The sequence below is a fragment of the Parasalinivibrio latis genome (assembly GCF_036825535.1).
GTDB lineage: Bacteria > Pseudomonadota > Gammaproteobacteria > Enterobacterales > Vibrionaceae > Parasalinivibrio > Parasalinivibrio latis.
This window is the reverse complement of sequence record NZ_CP098813.1, coordinates 1,409,635-1,428,667: the sequence shown is the minus strand read 5'-3', so window position 1 is coordinate 1,428,667 and position 19,033 is coordinate 1,409,635. Positions and strand designations below refer to the sequence as shown.

The window sequence follows — 19,033 nt, the reverse complement described above, 5'->3', positions numbered from 1 at the left end:
AGTCCTTCCCTTAGTGTTCTAAAACCGCTTCCATCATGTCGGAGCGGGTATGTGAGGTGGAGTACTCCACCACTTTGTCCGTACCGCTGATGACATTGGTCGTTCGGAAAATCATCATGGGGGTCCGGCCATTCATCTGAAGTGTCCGGCATTCATTTTTTGTTGGCATGCGCGCCCTGAGCCGGGTGGTTTGCCGGTCCAACTGGATACCAAGGTGATCACTGAGGTAACCGTGCAGCGACCCGCACTGAAAGTGCTTCACAACCGGCCACCAGCTGACATCTGCCAGGTAGTGCACAATCAAACTGGTCGGTACACCGTTTATCTTGCGCAGCGTCGTCAGCATGATCACCTCTGACTCCATCGGGATGGAAAACACAGCGGCAATCTTCTCGTTGACTGCCACAAGCTTCCGGCTGAGCACCTCACTGCTGGGGTAAGACCCCTGCTCAGCCATGTTTTCCGTGAAGTGCGCCTTGGCATGGAGCGGATAGGAATAAGGTTGGTGTACAACCATATTTCCGCGCCCCTGCTGGCGCTCAATCAACCCGTTAAATACCAGCTCATCAATCGCTCGGCGAACCGTATGGCGGTTTACATCGAACCTTGAGGCAAGCTGCGATTCCGGCGGCAGGTAGTCCCCCGGCATCAGCCGGTTACGGACTTCCTTTTCCAGTTTTTTGGCGATATCCAGATACACGCGCATGGCTTGTTCCTTACTCGCTGTCTGTTTCCTTTAAGTACTTGTCTAGACAAGTACCGTTAAATTTTTTTTAGATGAACGCTTTGCGGATATGCTGGGAGGCGAAGTCGATAAGACTTACCGTCACGATGACAATCAGCATGATTGCGGCTGTTTGCTGGAACTGGAACCCGCGAATGGCTTCCCACAGCAATACCCCAATGCCGCCCGCACCTACCATGCCGACCACGGTTGCTGAACGTACATTGGATTCAAACCGGTACAGGGCGAAAGAAATCCACAGCGGCAAGACCTGGGGCAACACACCGTAAAGCACTTCTTCCAGCTTGTTTGCGCCGGTTGCCCGCACCCCTTCAACAGGACCTATTTCAATGGCTTCCACTGCCTCTGAAAACAGCTTTGCCAATACGCCGGTAGTATGGACAAACAGCGCCAGCACCCCAGCAAAAGGACCAAGCCCCACAGCGACAACGAACAGCATGGCAAAGACCATCTCATTGATAGCGCGCGCGGCATCCATCAAGCGTCGCATAGGTTGGTAGACCCACCAGGGCACCAGGTTGTCAGCACACAACAGGCCTAAGGGGATTGAGAACAGGATAGAGAGCACGGTTCCCCAGATAGCGATCTGGATGGTGATCAAGGTCTCTTCAAGATAAAGCTGCCAACCGGTGAAATCCGGCGGAAAAAAATCGGAGGCCAGTTCGGCCATATTTCCGGAGTCTTCGATGAGCTGCATCGGGCGCATTTCTGCTCCGTGCCAGGCCCAGGCCAAAACCAACCCGACAAACAAGGTCATCAGGAGTTTCCGTCCGTTTGCCCAAATGGACGTTTCCGGAACGGTAAGTGCATTTTGATTTGTATTGGCGTTCATTTGCATGTTCGGGTATTCCTGCCCAAAAGAACTGCGGGGAAAGCACTATGCCCTCCCCGGCATCTTTGTTATTCCATTGCGTCGATGGCGGCCATCTGACGGTTCAGCGCAGCCAGCTTGGTTTTGATGTTGCCCAGCTCTTTGGTTTGGTCAGCAGAGAGTTTCTCTTCGCCAGCCAGACCATTCATCTTTTTGAACAGCGCCAACTGACGGATTGGCAGGAGTTGCAAGTCGCTTGATGCTTTAAACGGTGCCCAATCCAGTTCCTTCAGGATGGCAACCTCTTTTGCATCGCCGGTTTTGCCGTAGTTCATGAAGAAATCGTAAACAGCTGTTTTGTTCTCTTCAGGCAGGTTTTTACGCCAAACAATTGGGTCAGCAGGAATCAGCGGGGACTTCCAGATTACTTTGATGTTTGCCGCTTTTTCCGGGTTGTTACGCTCAAAACGACGCAGGCTTTCAGTGTTGTTGGTTGCAACATCCACCTGGCCGTTAGCCACGGCAAACAGGTTTACCTCGTGGCTGGAGTTCAGGGTGCGCTTGAACTCCGTTGGCTTGATGCTGTTCTTTGCAAATACATAGTAAGAAGGCACCAGGAAGCCGGAGGTGGAGTTTGGATCGCCGTTACCAAACGTCAGGCCACCACGCTTGGCTACCATGTCTTCAACGCTGTTCAGTGGGCTGTCTTTCTGGGTGATCAGCAGTGACCAGTAACCAGGGTTACCTTCTACGTCTACAGTTTGCGCAAAGATTTCACCACCAGCGCGGTCAACCGCTTCCATCGCTGATTTGTTACCGAACCAGGCAATGTCAACTTTGTCGAAACGCATTCCCTGAATGATGCCGGCATAATCAGGGGCAAAAAATGCTTTAACTTTCACACCCAGTTTGTCACTCATATCTTCCAGGAACGGGTCCCACGAAACTCTCAGGTTTTGCTGGGATTCTGTTGAAATAATCCCGAAGTTCAGCGTTTCCAGAGGCTTCTCATCGGCCATGACGTTCATGCTGACTGCACTGGCCATCATTGCCAGACCGCAAGAGATCTTCCTTAACGTGCGTAACATGTTCAGATTCCTTTATCCGATTTATCAATGAGTAAGTGTTAATGGTTCATTAAACGCAGGAGCAGTTTCCCCGGCCGGCATTACTGCTTTCCTGGGTGCTGCTTTTCCGCGGTAAAGTTCGTTTATTTCAGCTTCAGACACCCCTTTACTGCTGCCTTCGTAGAAGACCTTGCCATCCCGCAGGGCCACAATGTGCTTGCAGTAGCGAAGTGCGTGCTCAACCTGGTGAAGTGTCACAACAACCGGAATCCCTTCTTTCCGGTTAATGTCCTGAAGAAGTTCCATCACGATGCGTGAAGATTCGGGGTCCAATGAGGCAATAGGCTCATCGGCAAAAATGATGCGGGCGTTTTGCATAAGGGCACGGGCAATTGCCACGCGTTGCTGCTGACCACCCGAGAGGTTTGACACGCGTTGGGACGCAAACTCTGCCATCCCCACTCGATCCAGGGCAGCCATCGCACGGGCTTTCTGATCTTTTGTGAAGTTACCGGTCATCGAACGCCAGAACGGCGTCTCACTAAGACTGCCAATCAGAACATTGGTCATCACACTGAGACGGTTGACCAGATTAAATTGCTGGAAGATATACCCGGCCTGGGAACGGCTCGCGCGCACATCTTTGGAGGGTTTACCGGCTCGCTGAACCGTTTTGCCGAGTACCTTGATTTCGCCCGACGCATCTTTGTCGGAGACTATTAGTCCACTGAGATGACGGAGAAGTGTCGACTTTCCTGATCCGGATGGACCGAGCAAGGCAGTCATCTCATTGTGGTTGATTGTCAGGTTAACCTGGTCAAGCGCCTTCTTATTGCCAAAGGTTTTGTTCAGGTCAGTAATTTCTATTATTGAACCCATGGGGCACACCTCGTTTTTCGAATGCCCCCATGCTCAATGTTAAATGTGACTTTTTTATAACCAATTGGTGACAGTAAGATAACGCGTACCGACAACGTCAATTGGTAGATATGGCCTTGAATCCTGACGGCTCAATACTTACTGCCCTATAAACCGACAACCACCTTGACTTGTCTAGATAAGTTGGTCATGAAATATTCATATTCCCATCGATGGCTACAAACACCCCGGGAACATACCGCACCTACCCACCCGGATGAATAGGTAAAAACCCAATCATTCCATTAACAAATACAGCCCTTTTTATTTTCCCTTGAGTCATAACCACCATTTCTGAAATTCGATCAAACCATTTTCAGAACAATTGTATGACCAAACTGATAAGCCAAACCACAAATGTGATCTGTGTCACTATTTTGATGAATATGACACCCTAAACTAGCGCCGCAGTTTGCTTCTCCACAAAAAACACTCTAACAAATCAGCAACATGCAAGGTTGACCCATGGATACACATGCAGCTCTTTATGAGCTCGGTAAGGCAAGGCTTGAAAAGCTGCGCCAGTTAAACCCCCGTAAAGAACAGACCCTTCAGGAGCGCTTGGAACAACACGGCATCAGCCGACGACAGTTCCTCATCTGGAGCGCTACCCTCACTTCGGCACTGGCGTTACCTATGCCATTCAGCAGTCTGGTTGCCGAAGCTGCCGAACTTGCCGATCGCGTCCCGCTTATCTGGATGCACATGGCCGAATGTACCGGCTGCTCAGAATCCTTGCTCCGTTCATCTACCCCAGATGTCAGCACCCTTATCTTTGACCATGTATCCCTCGAGTATCAGGAAACCCTGATGGCAGCAGCAGGCTGGCAGGCAGAAGAAAACCTTGATGCAGCGATGCGTGACTACCACGGCCAGTATCTTCTGGCGGTAGAAGGTGCAGTACCCACTGCAAACGGCGGTACTTACTTGACGCTGGGCTGCAAGGCACATACCGGCCTTGAGATGGTTCGGGAAGCCGCCGCTGGCGCTGCCGCAATTATTTCCGTTGGTACCTGTGCCTCATTCGGTGGCGTTCAGGCAGCCAAGCCAAACCCAACCGGTGCCAAAGGCGTCCATGCAGTGATTGACCGCCCAGTGGTCAACCTCGGTGGCTGCCCGCCAAGCTCTTCCAACATCGTCGGCACCCTCATGTACTTCATCATGTTCGGCAAACTCCCTGCCCTTGATATGTTCAACCGCCCTAAATGGGCATACGGTGCCCGTGTACACGACAACTGCGAACGCCGTGGCCACTTCGATGCGGGTGAATTTGTTGAGCAGTTCGGCGATGAAGGCGCTGTAAACGGTTACTGCCTGTACAAAATGGGTTGTAAAGGCCCTTACACCTACAACAACTGCCCTCAGGAACGTTTTAACAACCATACAAGCTGGCCTGTTCTGGCCGGTCACGGTTGCATTGGCTGTTCTGAGCCGGATTTCTGGGATGACATGGCAGACTTTGAAAAGCCACTCGGCCGCCAGCTTCTGCACGGACTGGATGCCACCGCTGACACCATTGGATCCGTCACCCTTGGCCTGACAGCTGTTGGTATTGGTATTCACGCAGTGGGCAGCTTCTTTGCCGGCTCTTATAACGACGAGGAAAAATAATAATGAGCAAGCGTGTCGTCATTGACCCGATCACCCGTATTGAGGGCCACCTGCGCATTGAAGTCGAAGTCGACGAAAACAATGTGGTAGAGAAAGCGTGGGCATCTTCCACCCTGTTCCGTGGCCTTGAAATTATCCTGAAAGGACGTACCCCGTTCGACGTTGGCCTGCTGGTTCAGCGTATCTGTGGTGTATGTACTTTTTCGCACTATCTGTGCGGCACCATGGCAGTTGAAAATGCCATTGGGGCAGCGGTGCCAATGAACGCCAAATACCTGCGTTCCATGATGCTGGAAGCCCTGCACATGCACGACCACATCGTGCACTTCTATATTCTGCACGGCCTTGACTGGATAGACGTTGTTTCTGCCCTGAAGGCGGATCCAGCCAAAGCCGCCCAGGTGGCAATGAAGTATTCCGATACCCCGATGGCAGCCGGTGAAGGCGAGCTTCGTGCTATCCAGGAAAAAGTGAAGAAGTTTGTTGATACCGGCAAACTGGGCCCCTTCGCGAATGCATATTGGGGCAACAAGTCTTACAGCTTCACCCCTGAGCAAAACCTGATTGGTCTGTCACACTACTTCAAGGCACTGGAAATCCAGCGAATTGTTGCTGAGATGATGGCAATCTGGGGCGGTAAAAACCCGCATCCACAGTCAGTGGTTGTTGGCGGCATTACCTGTGTACGTGACATGATCAACCCTGCCCGTCTCCAGGAATGGGCGCAGCGCCGTGCTACCGTGGTTGAGTTTATTGAGCGCGCCTATCAGGCTGACCTCATCATGGCAGCCGATGCCTACGGCAAAGAGCCTTCTGTTCTGGGCGGCGTGAATGTACGTAACTTCATGTCTACTGATGATGTACTGACAGGGCAAAACCAATACCTGTTCCACAGCGGTATCATCCGTAACGGTGACCTTGCCAATGTGGAAGATATCGATCCGTACAAGATCGAAGAAGACGTGACCCACTCATGGTACAACGCCCCTCACCCACAGCACCCGCTGGATGGCACAACCATTCCGGAGCACACGCCTTTTGTTGAGCGTGACACTGTATTTGGCAAACTGCCAACCGTAGACGGTGTAGGCAAGTACTCCTGGGTGAAGTCTCCACGTTATGCGGGCGAACCCGTTGAGGTGGGCCCGCTGGCTGCTATGTTGGTGAACTATGGCCGCGGTGTCCCGGAAGTCGTTGAGACTGTCGATGCATTCCTGGCCCGCACCGGCCTGCCTAAAGAAGCCCTGTTTACTACCCTGGGACGTACCGCTGCCCGTATGTTGCATACGCTGGTTCAGGCCCGTTACGGCAACCGGACTTTCGAAGCACTGGTCGCTAATATCCAGTCAGATACCTCAACCTATATCGCACCAAACCTGAACCCTGAAAAAGAGTACAAGGGTTTTGCGATGATTGAAGCGCCTCGCGGCCTGCTGAGCCACTGGATCCGCATCAAGCACGGTCTGGTTGAAAACTATCAGGCAGTCGTACCGACCACCTGGAACGCAGGCCCTCGCGACGGTAATGGTAAAGTCGGCCCATATGAAGCGTCCTTGGTTGGCCTGAAGCTGGATGACCCGACCAAACCGCTGGAAATTTTGCGCATAATTCACTCTTTCGACCCTTGCATGGCGTGCTCTGTACACGTGATGGACTACAAAGGCCAGTCGCTGAGTGAGTTCCGAATTGACCCAAGCGCACTGTAAGGAGTCCACTATGAGTGCCCAAGATGTTCTCTATAAACGGGAGCGGGTCTTTTCCGTTGTTATCCGGGTTTGCCACTGGCTGCGTGCCCTGGCTATCACCGCTCTGGTGGTAACCGGTTTTTATATTGCCTGGCCTTTCCTGGTTGCCCCGGACAGCACCAATGTGCTGGTAAACGGCTGGATCCGCTTTGCCCATGAAGTGTTTGGTTTCCTTTTGGTCGCCATCACCATGGCGCGGGTTTACCTGTTTTTCTTCAGCCGGAGCAATGTGGAGCGTCGCTCCATCAGTGATGCCCTGAGCACTAAGAGCTGGGTACAGCAGATTAAAGCATACCTGTGGATGGGTAAGCCGCCCCACAACGGTGCGTATGGCCCACTCCAGCTGATGGTGTATGCGGGTATCTCCACTCTGGCAATCTTTATGTGCGTAACCGGGCTGATGCTGTACGACAACGTCTATCACGGTGGCCTTGCTGCCATGCTGTGGCCTGTCACCGATTACCTGACCTACCTGATGGGTGGCCTGGCGAATGTGCGTCTGTGGCACCACTACGTCACCTGGGCGTTTATCATCTTTGTGGTGATTCACGTTTACATGGTGGTGTGGACAGGTATCCGGTTCCGCAACGGTTCAGCGGATTCCATCCTGTCCGGTTACGACTACAAGCCCGTCCATAAGGACCACTAACCGCATGAAGATATTGCTGCTGGGTATTGGCAATGTCCTGTACGCCGACGAAGGAGTCGGCGTACATTTTGTCAACTACATCACTGAAAATTACCGATTCAGCCATCCTGAACACCAGATCGATACCCTTGACGGCGGTACCCTGGCCCAGGGGCTGACCCCTATCCTTGCAAAATATGACCACCTGATAGTGGTAGATACTGTCAATGCGGCGGGAGCCGAACCGGGACAGGTTTATTACTTCAACTTTGACAATGCGCCACCGGAAATTGACTGGCAGGGCAGCGCCCATGAAGTGGAGATGCTGCAAACCCTGATCATGATGGAAATGGTGGGTGACCGGCCGGATACCTGGATCCTTGGCATGGTGCCAACCGTGCTTGAACCTATGTACCTCGGCCTTACTGAAAAGATTCAGGCGTCCATCCCGGTAATGGAAAAAGCCCTGCTCAAACACATGGAATCGCTCGGTATTACCTGCGAGCGCGTCGCGGATATCGACATCAACAGCCTGATCCCTGACTCCTACAAACGCGGATAACTGAGTTCCCATGAAGCTGATTCGTTTTGCCTTTACCTGTTCCCGAAAAGTCCCTTTCTACGCGCATTTATGTAACCGCTACCTTGATTACCCGGAACTGGATGTCACTGTTGGCTGGAAAGACAATACCTTTATCCTTGAAGCTGAAGGTAACCAGACTCAGCTTGAAGCACTGGCTTCGTCCATTTCCAGCGACTTCCTGCTTTCCTGCTGGCTTACCGGTGCAAAAATGGACGTAGTTGACTCGCGGGTTGGTAACAAATCACCGATAAAACACGCCCCGTTTCAGCTTCCTTTCTGCAGCCGTTGTCACACTTCATTTTCCGACAACCAGTCCCCGCAATTTGGTGAACTGGATCTTGCGTGCCCGGTTTGCCACGGCGAGCGGCACTCCTCTGCTTCGTTGACATTCAGCCTGCTTAGCCAGCATGCAGCCGAGTTTTTGGAAAGCGGACGAACACAACTCAGTCTCAATGGGCACACTTATACATTTGGAATAAACCCAGTGGAACCCGGAGTACGGAACCAAATTCTGGTCACCAACCCAAACCGGCTGAACAATCACTTTGCCGTTGAAAACCGCCATGTCCTGGCACTTTCCAGCATCGAAAAGCCCCGACTCACCCTGCGTCCCTCAGATAACCAATCCGGCTTGACAGACCCTCTCTATGACGTTTGCTTTGCGTGGAACCGGGAGATTTCCGTCTTTGCCGAGCTCCTTCGTCAGCGCGGTATTGACCACATTTATTACGCCAGTGCCGCGTTGCAGCCTGCTATGGCCTGGGTTGAAAATGGCTGGAGCCAGATTGATAACCCACGGTTTGCAGCAAAACCCTCTGCCATTAACTGCGTTGGGGAACCGCTGCACGAAGCAGCTACCATCCGTGGCCTGCGGGCAAGCTGGGCAAAAGGGACTATCCGGTTCGATTTCAGCGATACGGGCGACTCATCCAGCCGAGAAAGCCAGGCCATCTGTGCTTTGCATGGTGGCAGCGTAGAATCCGGCATCCTTCGAAATACCGCAGTCATCTACTTTAGCAATCAGGCACCGGGTCAGTTGGTTACGCTGGACCGGACACTCAATACTGAAAGCTTCTTCATGCTCCGCCCTTTGCCAGAAGCCGGTTCAGCCGTTTTAGAGTTGGTTGAGCAGGAAGGGCACCATGAATTACTTGCGCGATTCAGGCAGCAATTCCCTGAAGACTGTGACGCACTTGCAGCGTACAGTTTCACCGGTTTTCGCGACAACCTGACCACCCTTTACGCAGCGGCCGCCTTTATCCTCGGCCTTGCCCACTCGGCAATGACAAAGGATCAACTGGCTGACACCGTACTGGCAGCCGCGTTGAAATACCGGGGCAAAAATTCTCACCGAATTGATTTTGCTTTCGATAACAACCCTGACATCAGCGGGCTCGACTTCACGAAAACGCTCGCGAGCCTGATGGCATTCCGGTTGGGAACTGATGGCGATGAAGGACACACGCCGAAGCTTGCATTCGGCCTGATGGACTCACTGGCAGATTACCTTTCCAACTGGATAGAACACCTGGACGGAAATATCGGCCTGTCTTCAATTACTCTCGCCGGTAATGAGCTGGCTAATGAAGTGCTCGCCAACCGGATTTCCCTGCGTGTCGGCAAAAACTTCCCACTGTTTGTAAACCGCAGGCTGACGCTGGACGGCAGTAACCTGAGCGCCGGTGCGCTGTTCCTGAAACAACGTCGCCGGGGATAAATACCAATGGATAAAATGGCTGTCAGCCACCTAAAAATCCAGGTTACCGGCATTGTACAAGGGGTGGGATTCCGCCCCTTTGTATTCCGGCTTGCCACTGAAAACCGTCTTGCAGGCACCGTGCTTAACAGCGTACAGGGTGTCATCATTCATGTGCAGGGTAAAACCCATGCCGTTGATGGCTTTCTGTTACAGCTGGAGAAGAACCCGCCTCCACTGGCACGAGTGGACAATGTCACGGCTGAAAGGCTTCCGGTAAACCCGGAATTTTCCGGTTTCAGTATCATCGAAAGTGACAGCCATGCGCACGCTACCGTGTCCCTCTCACCGGATATGGCAACCTGCCCGGACTGCCTGGCGGATATCCGCAACCCGGAAAGCCGTTACTACCGCTACCCCTTTACCAATTGCACCAACTGCGGCCCCCGCTACACCATCATCCGGGCTCTGCCGTATGACCGTAGTAACACAGCAATGGCCGGTTTCACCATGTGTGCCGTCTGTGAGCGTGAGTACAATGACCCGCTAAACCGTCGCTACCATGCCCAGCCGGTGAGTTGCCCGGACTGTGGGCCACACTTGCGTTACTTAACGTCCACCGGTGAACAAACCAGTACCCATGAGCAGGCGTTAAGTGATGCTGCCAAAGCTATCCGTGAAGGCAAAATCCTGGCTATCAAAGGACTGGGAGGGTTCCACCTTGTCTGCGATGCCAGCAACAGTGCCGCAGTCACAACCCTCAGGGAACGCAAACACCGCCCGGCGAAACCTCTTGCCGTTATGGTTAAAAACAGGGAAAGCGCAGAACAGCTCGTTACCGGTGACAACGCTGAGTGGGATGCACTGGAAAGCCGCCAGCGCCCAATCGTATTGATGCGAAAACGTAATGATTGTGATGACCAGATTGCACCTGAAATCGCCACTGGAATATGCAGCCTGGGAATTTTTCTCCCATATACACCGCTTCACAGCCTTCTGATGGATATGCTGGAAAATCCAATTGTCGCCACCAGCGCCAATGTCAGTGGACAGCCTATCATCACCGACTCTCAAGACATTTTTACCCAGCTTGGCGATGTTGTAGACGGCGTACTGGACCACAACCGCCCTATTGTTCGCGCCTGTGACGACAGTGTGGTTCAGGTTGTCGACGGTGAATTGATGGTGATTCGCCTGGCAAGAGGCTACGCCCCTTTGAGCATTCCCTTGGAAAGCCCGGTTTTAACACCCTTGCTGGCAGTGGGCGCCCAGCAAAAAAGTACAATCGCCATCACATTGGGCAAACAGGTCATGCTCAGCCCCTACATCGGGGAGAACCAGTCACTCGAAGCGGCAAACCATTTCGAACGGACTGTCCGGACGCTGTCTGAGATATATGACTTCATCCCGGAAAAAGTCATCCATGACCTGCACCAAGGTTATGTCTCGACCCAATATGCCGGACAGTTTAACAACTGCGAAAAACGTGAGATTCAACACCATTACGCCCATCTTCTCGCCGTAATGGCAGTAAATAACCATAAGGGCCCGGTGCTGGGAGTTGCATTTGACGGCACCGGTCTTGGCACGGACGGCACCTTGTGGGGAGGAGAAGCGTTGCTTGCCGAATCAGTTAAGGTAACCCGCCTCGCCCACTTTGCACCATTTAAACTGGTAGGCAATGAACAGGCAATCAAAGATCCAACCCGTACCCTGCTATCCCTGCTGTTTGAGCGTTACGACCCGGACACAATCATTGAGATGGATCTTCCTGCGTTAAGCAGCGTATCCCCTGTTTTTATTCGAAATTTGTACAGGCTCTGGCAATCAGGCGTATCTTGCATCCAGTGCAATTCAGTTGGACGCCTTTTCGATGCGGTGGCAAGGCTTCTCAACCTTGTAAGGGAAACCCGGTTTGAGGGGGAAGCAGGTATGATGCTGGAATCCGCTGCACGGGATTATCGCCAGAAACCCGGACGCGAAGTTGCTAACCAGGAACTGGTTTTTGCGCTTCCAATCATTGAAGATGGCGCACAAAAAATCTGGGAAACCCAATCCCTGTTTAAGCAGATATTACAGGCAACCCAATCCAGCCCGTTGACGGACCAACGGATAGGCCAGATTGCAGACGCTTTTATCTCAACATTGGCAACTGCGGTTTGCTCGCTGTCTGCCTCATGCCAAAGCGAATATCACCCATTGCCTGTCGCCCTGTGCGGAGGGGTATTCCAGAATCGGCTTCTTCTTGAAAAGTGCAACCGGGAATTAAACCAACGCGGCATATCACAACTTCCCCGGAAGCACCTTCCTGTCAATGACTCAGGCATTGCCCTTGGCCAGATCTGGTTTGGCTTAAATGAGCGTCCATGCCAGACAAAAAGACCCATTCGCGGAGAATAGATGATCTTAAAATTTAACGCACAGCGGGTCGCATCGCTTACCGCTTCAGTACTGTCCCTATCAGCAATAACTGTCACCGGTCTTGCACTAGGTACTGCCGTTACCTTTGCCCATGCTGCATCGGGAGAATCAAGCCCAAATACGCTTTCTGCCATGCACTCCCAGCCAGTTATGGTGTCACTGGGTTCCGAGCCCGAGCGCGGGTTCGACCCTGTTTATGGCTGGGGGCATTACAACAACCCTCTGATTCAGTCATCTTTGCTGAAAAGAGACAGCGCATTGAATGTTGAAGGTGACCTCGCCCGACAATGGCATCTTTCCAATGACCGAAAAACCTGGGTTGTAACTTTAAAGCCCGGCGTAATGTTCAGCGACGGTACACCGGTAACTGCTGAGGATGTTGCCTTTACATTCAATACAGCAAAAAGAGCAGCAACAGTTTACGACCTCTCTAACCTCAACCATATTGAGGTGGTAGACAACCAGACAGTCGCATTCCATCTGGACAAGCCAGACATCGCATTCCTCGATAACCTGGTTACACTTGCTATCGTCCCAAAACACGCATATACCAGCAGCTATGCCCAGCATCCTGTCGGATCCGGCCCTTATAAAATGGTTCGTTGGGATAAAGGGCAAGCACTGTTACTCACTGCTAACCCGTATTACTACGGCCATAAACCCCAACTGGAAAATCTTGTTGTGGTTTTCAGTGATGAGGACAGCCGCTTTACCCAATTTCTGTCCGGACAACTCGACTTGGCCGCTATTGCCCCACGCTATGCAGCAAGCCTACCAGCTAATGCCAGGCTTTGGAGTGTAAAAAGCGTTGATAACCGGGGTATCTCCTGGCCAATGGTGCCATATGACAATAATGAAACCGGGAACGATATCACCAGCGACATCGCTATCCGCAGCGCTATTGACCAGGTAATAGACCGCCGGGTGTTGGTAACAAATCTGCTTGACGGGCATGCGCGCCCGGCTTATTCCATTGCTGACGGTTTGCCGTGGAGTACAGAGCCGCACATACCAGAAATGAATGACACCCAACGTCTTCCCGGTGCAACCCGGATTCTGGAAAAAGCCGGCTGGAAGCTGGAGGATGGCATCCGGGTTAAAAACGGTATCAAAGCAGAACTGACCCTTTATTATAAATCCGGAGACAGTATTCGTGAGCAACTGGCGCTCACCTTTGCCCAAATGGTAAAACCACTGGGAATCGTGGTACATACACGGGGAGACAGTTGGGAAAACATATGCAAAGTTATGCATAAATCGCCGGTACTGTTTGGTTTCGGAGCTCTAAGCCCTTCAGAAATGCGCTTTGCACACCACAGCAAATATCGCGGAGTGGATTTCTACAATGCCGGTTTCTACAGCAACCCAGAGGTGGACAGGGAACTGGACCAAGCAGAGCTTTCCGCATCATGGGAACAAGCCCTCCCGCATTACCGCCACGCCCAGGATTTAATTTACCACGATGTTCCCTGGACATGGCTGGTTAACCTGCAACACCTCTATGCCACTACCCCTTGTCTGGATTTAGGCAAACCAGGAATTGAACCCCATGGTCATGGCTGGCCAGTAACCAATAATATCACTGACTGGAAATGGGTTTGTCCCGCGAAACAATGAGAGATTCCCTGATACAAACTTCCACACGGCTGATACTGCAACTTATTTTAGTTGTAGCCCTTGCCTGGGGACTTCTGGCACTGTCACCGCTGGATCCCATAACGGCCTATCTCAACGGTAACCTGTTTGGTATCGCCGCCGGGCAAAAAGCTGAGATGGCTGCAAAGTTGGGGCTGGACACGCCACTTTGGCAGCAATTTTCACAGTGGTTGGTTTCACTTGCGCATGGTGACATGGGGTTTTCCAACCTCTATCGCCAGCCGGTCACCGAGGTAATCCGGGAGCGGGTTGGAATGTCACTTCTGCTTATAGGGTTGGTCTGGTTGTTTTCACTGGCCGTGGGTTTCACCCTCGGTTTAATTGCCGGCGTATACAGAAACCGCCTGCCCGACCTATTGATCCGATCCGTGGCCTGGCTGCTGACATCCATTCCCTCTTTTTGGTTGGGAATGATTTTAATCAGCTTGTTTTCCGTCACCCTGAAATGGATGCCAGTATGCTGCGCTGCACCGTTTGGCTCCACATTTACCGGCCAGGGATTTGGCAGCCTGATTTCCCATCTTGTATTACCCGTCTCAACCCTGACACTGGTCTATATGGCACCTATCGTGCTCCACACCCGTGAAAAGGTTGCGGATGTACTGGACGGGGAGCCACTTCTTTATTCACGGCTTCACGGCCAAAGCCCGTTAGCCCTGACCCGGTTCCATATCATCAAAAACAGCCTTGTTCCCGCTGTTATTCTCCAATTCGCAAGTTTTGCGGAGCTGTTCAGCGGCTCGATTCTGGCTGAAACAGTATTCAATTTTCCAGGGCTGGGGCAAACACTGGTGAAAGCCGGTATGGCTGATGATACCGCCTTGCTGCTTGGAGGGACGCTGATAACAGCGGTGATGGTCTTTATCGGTAATCTCGCTGCATCAGCTATCGCACTCAGACTGACGCCGGGAGAAAACCCATGAACCGGTTTACCCCAGCGTTAATCTGCCGAAACTTCTGGCCGGTACTTATTTTAATTTCAGTTGCGGTAACAGGTGCACTGTGGCCCCAAAACGGGCTCGATATCAATTTACTGGTTAAAAACATGCCCCCGACACTTACCCACCCATTTGGGACAGACTGGCTCGGGCGAGATATGCTGACCCGTTGCCTGATAGCACTGAACACCAGTATGGGCATTGGTGTGATAGCAGTTGGCAGCAGTTGCCTGATAGCCATGTTGCTTGCAATGTTTGCGATGGCCAACCGGTTCACCAGGCATGTTGTGGATCTGCTGGTAGATGTCTTTATGTCACTTCCACATCTGCTGCTTCTGATTCTTCTGTCTCTGTCTTTTGGTGGTTCGGAAGCTGGCCTGGTTGGTGCAGTCGCACTCAGCCATTGGCCCCGGCTTACCCGTTTGCTGCGTTTTGAAATGGAGGCTGTAGCCAATACGCCATATTTCCAGTTAGCGAAACAATTTGGCCAACCCACACTGACAGTGATCCGCAGGCATATGTTGCCTCAGGTTGTTCCTCAATGGCTGACCGGGGCCCTGCTGCTTTTCCCCCATGCGCTGACCCATATGGCCGGGCTGACCTTCCTGGGTTTTGGCCTGGATCCATCCACACCGTCAATGGGCGTGCTATTGTCCGAGGCAAGCCGTTACCTGCTCACCGGGCACTGGTGGGTGGCAGCTTTTCCGGGAGGGCTGCTACTTTGCTGTCTCCTGTTGCTTTCCCATTTTGCCCGGCAACTTACCCGTCAGCTTCGCGGGCAAAACGTTAATCCACACAAAATCAACGAAAAACAATTCGAAGGTTTTAATGCTTCACATTAACCAACTCTCAGTTACTGCGCGCAATGGCGATTGTTCACTCCTCCATCCGGTTACCCTGACACTCAGGCGCGGGAAGATTACCGGTGTGATGGGGGAAAGCGGCTGCGGGAAAAGCATTCTTGCCCATGCTGTACTGGGGTATGCGCCAGAAGGGTTCCTGATTAAGGGAAATATAGGCGGAAAGCCGGTTGTTGCGCTCGCAGCACAGTCTGCAGGTATTCTGGATCCTGTTAAAACTGTATGGCAGCACCTTTTCCGCTGGCAAAAAATGGAAAAAGCCACGGATACCAGCAGTTTCGCTTTACTTGGAATAGACCGTGACATTGCCGCCAGCTATCGCCACCAGCTTTCCGGAGGGATGGGAAAACGCGCCCTACTGGCACAGGCATTGGTGCAAAACCCGGAGTACATTCTGGCTGATGAACCTTGTGCAGGGCTGGATGATGCCTCAGCAAACCGGATGTATCACCAACTCCGTCAGCAAGCTGATAATGAAAACACAGGTGTCATGCTGATCACCCATAACCTCCGGCAGCTGATGAGATGGGCTGACGACATATTAGTGATGAAAGGCGGTCAGGTTGTCGAGTTTACTACACCTGGAAAAATCACCACCGGGGTTTGCCAACCCTATACAACGTCCCTCTGGGAAGCATTGCCTGAAAACTGGGAGGCAAAACGTGCTGATGCTGCGTGATGGTCGAATCCGATACGAGCGAAAGCTCATCGAACTGTGTGACATCGCAATTCATCCTGGAGAAATTGTCGGATTAAGTGGACCAAGTGGTTGTGGAAAGTCGTCCCTCGCCCGTGTGCTTGCCGGGATCCAGCGTCTGGAAAGCGGTAAGCTTGACGCTCCCAAATATAGCCGGGGAGAAGCCAACCCGGTGCAGTGGGTGATCCAGCAACCTGAATTTGCTTTCAACCCTTATCTGACGCTGCGACAGTCGCTTAAGGAAAGCTGGCAAGACAAAAGCTACCAGCCTTTGTTGGATGCCTACATGATCAGCGAAAACTGGCTGGACCGCCGGCCTGGACAACTATCAGGCGGACAACTTCAAAGGCTAAACCTAATCCGAGCCCTGGTGCCATCAACGCGATATCTGCTGTGCGACGAGGCAACCGCCCAACTGGACCTGCTAACCCAAAGACACCTTTGGCAAAGCCTTATCCCCTACTGCGTACAGCAAGAAATAGGGGTATTGGTTATCTCGCATGACCTGACATTACTCGAAGCCCTTTGCGACCGCCAAGTCCAGCTTTAATTGCCCTAATGACAGGAAACGTGGTTGCCGTTGCAAAAGTCGCCACAGTATTTATTTTGCGATAGCAATAGTGTCCAAAGACAGCTTTACTTTAGGCATACATCTGCCAATTTTCGCATTCAATCAAAGGAATAGGCTGTATGAAGAAACAGAAAAATGAGACAAAACTCTTTAAGGCGGCGCTAAAAATCGGTATGGCGTTTGCCATTAAACGCGGTTACACCTTGCCTGATATTCCTCTCTCAGACTCACAGAAAGCAGAAATCATCTACAGGTTACTGGTAGAACAAAAAATGCTGGTTCCGTTACCAGGAGACAAGGAAGACGGGCCAAATATAAAACACCGCCTTGTGGTATGGATAAGCAAGCAACTACCTGAAGACCATCCTTTGCTGGTCGAATAGACGACCAGCACTATATCCAGCTCAACGCGATGTCATTATCACCTGGCAGGTTTTTAAACCTGCCGACATGACTGCAACGTTCTGAGCAATTTGCACAATCACGGGTTTGCCCTTCAAGCATCAACATTACAAACTTCTTCTCTGACATAGGTCTGTAAAAATAGAAGCCCTGAACAATAGCGAAATTCAGTCCGGAAATAATTTCAACTTCTTCTGCCGTTTCGATGCCTTCCACTACACAGGATATTTTCAGGCATTGGCAGAAATATCCAATATGACGTAGCCAATCCTGACCGTGCTCTCCATAGAGTGAATGGCGAAAAGAGCGATCCAGCTTGACGCCGTCTACCTCAATCAAAGACCAAAGTTTCAGGCTGTTCTGGCCTGTCCCTAAATCGTCAATCCAGACTTTAAAACCCAATTCACGGATTCGTCTGATACCCGTGTCCAGGTGGTTAATATCAAAATCTTCAGGTGTTTCTGTAAGTTCAAAAATGACGTAGTCTTTCAGGTGGTGGAAGCTCTCGATCAAGGAGAGTGTTTTCGATGTATGTTCCTTATCTCTGAATTGACAGGGTTCTACATTGATGCTGATTCTGGTCTTTAAAACTATTTCACTCAAAGACTGCGCTTTTTCAAGCGCAGCTTCCAGAATTCGGATGGATAAACCTTTCCTCTTTGCAACATCGATAACCACCAACGGAGATAAAGGATTCCCGTTGCTATCATTCATTCGCAGCAACATCTCAGCCCCGGTGACTTTACGCGTGTTCATACAAACAAAAGGCTGGAGATGGAAAACAAAATCCCCTTTGTTTATTGCACCAGCAATATGGGCTTCAAGCTGTAGCTGCTCTTTTTCTTTTGCAAGCTTTGCAAGGTGGTAGCGAAAATGGAGAGTGATGGAATAACCGGCGACAAGAACACAAATGAGTCCAAAAACCTGTTCGGGTATCGCATGGGCATAACCGATCACGGTAAGGCCTAGCAGCAGCAAAAGATTCGAAGAGACCAGCGTTTTCTTTGAAAAGATACGGCCTAATTCTGTAAGCATTGTTGGACCTCTCTCTTTGAGAGAAACTATTTTTTTATTTACAAACCATGACGCACACCCACCCACAAATCCAGTTGCTTACCTATTGATAATCCGAATATTTATGGTCGCATGCCGCTATCACATGATTGTTTTAAACAGGTTAATATCTCTGACGTGAAAATGTAAAGAATTCCTGCCGTCATTGACTTGTTTTTTGTATGGAATTGATACGGCGCTCATATCTTATCCCGCCAGTGAGGGGCCAGAAATGAACCGCCCCAGACTGTTCAAACAGATCTGCCTAATCATAAATTCCATTTTCGTGGATACGCTAAAACTCTCTACGGTGATAATTTGGTGCTACATAACAGAACAACAAAAGAGAGATAGAAAGTGAAAAAGATTATCGTTGAATTCACCCATGACGGCACATACCGAGATCTGGTGTGGGAAGGCAGTTTCAAAGTAGTTCGCGGCCAATACCGAGCTGTTACCCCCTCTTTTGCCGCTAAGTTAGCCCGGCAGCAAGATGCTCAAATCATCTACGATGAAAACCATAATGTCGTCACGGAGGATTGGTAATACACTTTCCACCGATATGGTTTGAGACACCATTCGAACCAATAAAAAACCTCAACGCTGGACAACGTTGAGGTTTTTTATTGGT

General features: G+C 51.3%; 18 protein-coding genes. 13 read left to right on the top strand and 5 right to left on the bottom strand.

Annotated elements, in window-relative coordinates; genetic code table 11:
- Positions 1 to 10: 10 nt before the first annotated feature.
- From phnF to phnC, 4 genes are all read right to left on the bottom strand, one after another.
- Complete coding sequence (gene phnF, locus NF212_RS23435; RefSeq protein ID WP_434361342.1) at positions 11 to 706, bottom strand: phosphonate metabolism transcriptional regulator PhnF; 696 nt, start codon at positions 704 to 706, stop codon at positions 11 to 13.
- Positions 707 to 773: 67 nt separating this feature from the next.
- A complete protein-coding gene (gene phnE / locus NF212_RS23430) occupies positions 774 to 1,502 on the bottom strand; it encodes a phosphonate ABC transporter, permease protein PhnE (protein WP_434362977.1) in 729 nt (242 codons plus the stop codon).
- A gap of 143 nt (positions 1,503 to 1,645) precedes the next feature.
- The gene (phnD, locus tag NF212_RS23425) at positions 1,646 to 2,644 is read right to left on the bottom strand and encodes a phosphonate ABC transporter substrate-binding protein (protein WP_434361341.1); all 999 of its coding nucleotides are present in this window, start codon (positions 2,642 to 2,644) and stop codon (positions 1,646 to 1,648) included.
- Between the two features lie 24 nt (positions 2,645 to 2,668).
- The gene (phnC, locus tag NF212_RS23420) at positions 2,669 to 3,502 is read right to left on the bottom strand and encodes a phosphonate ABC transporter ATP-binding protein (protein ID WP_434361340.1); all 834 of its coding nucleotides are present in this window, start codon (positions 3,500 to 3,502) and stop codon (positions 2,669 to 2,671) included.
- Between the two features lie 504 nt (positions 3,503 to 4,006).
- Between phnC and hyaA the strand changes: the two genes are divergently transcribed.
- The 12 genes from hyaA (at position 4,007) to NF212_RS23360 (ending at position 17,330) form a co-directional block, all read left to right on the top strand.
- Positions 4,007 to 5,152, top strand: coding sequence for a nickel-dependent hydrogenase small subunit (hyaA, locus tag NF212_RS23415; RefSeq protein WP_434361339.1), 1,146 nt, complete (start codon positions 4,007 to 4,009; stop codon positions 5,150 to 5,152).
- A gap of 2 nt (positions 5,153 to 5,154) precedes the next feature.
- Positions 5,155 to 6,858, top strand: coding sequence for a nickel-dependent hydrogenase large subunit (locus tag NF212_RS23410; RefSeq protein ID WP_434361338.1), 1,704 nt, complete (start codon positions 5,155 to 5,157; stop codon positions 6,856 to 6,858).
- A gap of 10 nt (positions 6,859 to 6,868) precedes the next feature.
- On the top strand, positions 6,869 to 7,546 hold the full coding sequence (cybH, locus tag NF212_RS23405) for a Ni/Fe-hydrogenase, b-type cytochrome subunit (protein WP_434361337.1): 678 nt from the start codon (positions 6,869 to 6,871) through the stop codon (positions 7,544 to 7,546).
- Between the two features lie 4 nt (positions 7,547 to 7,550).
- A complete protein-coding gene (locus tag NF212_RS23400; protein ID WP_434361336.1) occupies positions 7,551 to 8,087 on the top strand; it encodes a HyaD/HybD family hydrogenase maturation endopeptidase in 537 nt (178 codons plus the stop codon).
- A 10-nt stretch (positions 8,088 to 8,097) separates the two neighbouring features.
- Positions 8,098 to 9,825: a hypothetical protein gene (locus NF212_RS23395; RefSeq protein ID WP_434361335.1), complete on the top strand. Its 1,728-nt coding sequence runs from the start codon at positions 8,098 to 8,100 to the stop codon at positions 9,823 to 9,825.
- 6 nt (positions 9,826 to 9,831) lie between these two features.
- Positions 9,832 to 12,204 (top strand): carbamoyltransferase HypF, encoded by a 2,373-nt coding sequence (hypF, locus tag NF212_RS23390; RefSeq protein WP_434361334.1) that lies wholly within the window; start codon positions 9,832 to 9,834, stop codon positions 12,202 to 12,204.
- A complete protein-coding gene (locus NF212_RS23385) occupies positions 12,205 to 13,842 on the top strand; it encodes an ABC transporter substrate-binding protein (protein ID WP_434361333.1) in 1,638 nt (545 codons plus the stop codon). It begins immediately after the preceding gene.
- A complete protein-coding gene (locus NF212_RS23380; protein WP_434361332.1) occupies positions 13,824 to 14,804 on the top strand; it encodes an ABC transporter permease in 981 nt (326 codons plus the stop codon). The genes NF212_RS23385 and NF212_RS23380 overlap by 19 nt, the downstream gene beginning before the upstream one ends.
- On the top strand, positions 14,801 to 15,661 hold the full coding sequence (locus tag NF212_RS23375; RefSeq protein WP_434361331.1) for an ABC transporter permease: 861 nt from the start codon (positions 14,801 to 14,803) through the stop codon (positions 15,659 to 15,661). Before NF212_RS23380 ends, NF212_RS23375 begins: the two co-directional genes overlap by 4 nt.
- The gene (locus NF212_RS23370) at positions 15,648 to 16,358 is read left to right on the top strand and encodes an ATP-binding cassette domain-containing protein (protein WP_434361330.1); all 711 of its coding nucleotides are present in this window, start codon (positions 15,648 to 15,650) and stop codon (positions 16,356 to 16,358) included. Before NF212_RS23375 ends, NF212_RS23370 begins: the two co-directional genes overlap by 14 nt.
- Entirely contained in the window at positions 16,348 to 16,926 is a 579-nt protein-coding gene (locus NF212_RS23365; RefSeq protein WP_434362975.1) for an ATP-binding cassette domain-containing protein, read from the top strand. Before NF212_RS23370 ends, NF212_RS23365 begins: the two co-directional genes overlap by 11 nt.
- Positions 16,927 to 17,066: 140 nt before the next feature.
- Positions 17,067 to 17,330 (top strand): DUF5062 family protein, encoded by a 264-nt coding sequence (locus tag NF212_RS23360; RefSeq protein WP_434361329.1) that lies wholly within the window; start codon positions 17,067 to 17,069, stop codon positions 17,328 to 17,330.
- Positions 17,331 to 17,340: 10 nt separating this feature from the next.
- Here the strand turns inward: NF212_RS23360 and NF212_RS23355 are convergent, their stop codons facing one another.
- Positions 17,341 to 18,450 carry an EAL domain-containing protein gene (locus NF212_RS23355; RefSeq protein WP_434361328.1) on the bottom strand — a complete coding sequence of 370 codons (1,110 nt, stop codon included), beginning with the start codon at positions 18,448 to 18,450 and terminating at the stop codon, positions 17,341 to 17,343.
- Between the two features lie 309 nt (positions 18,451 to 18,759).
- Here NF212_RS23355 and NF212_RS23350 point away from each other — a divergent pair, with 309 nt between their 5' ends.
- Positions 18,760 to 18,948, top strand: a complete 189-nt coding sequence (locus tag NF212_RS23350; RefSeq protein WP_434361327.1) for a hypothetical protein — start codon at positions 18,760 to 18,762, stop codon at positions 18,946 to 18,948.
- The last annotated feature ends 85 nt before the right edge of the window (positions 18,949 to 19,033 follow it).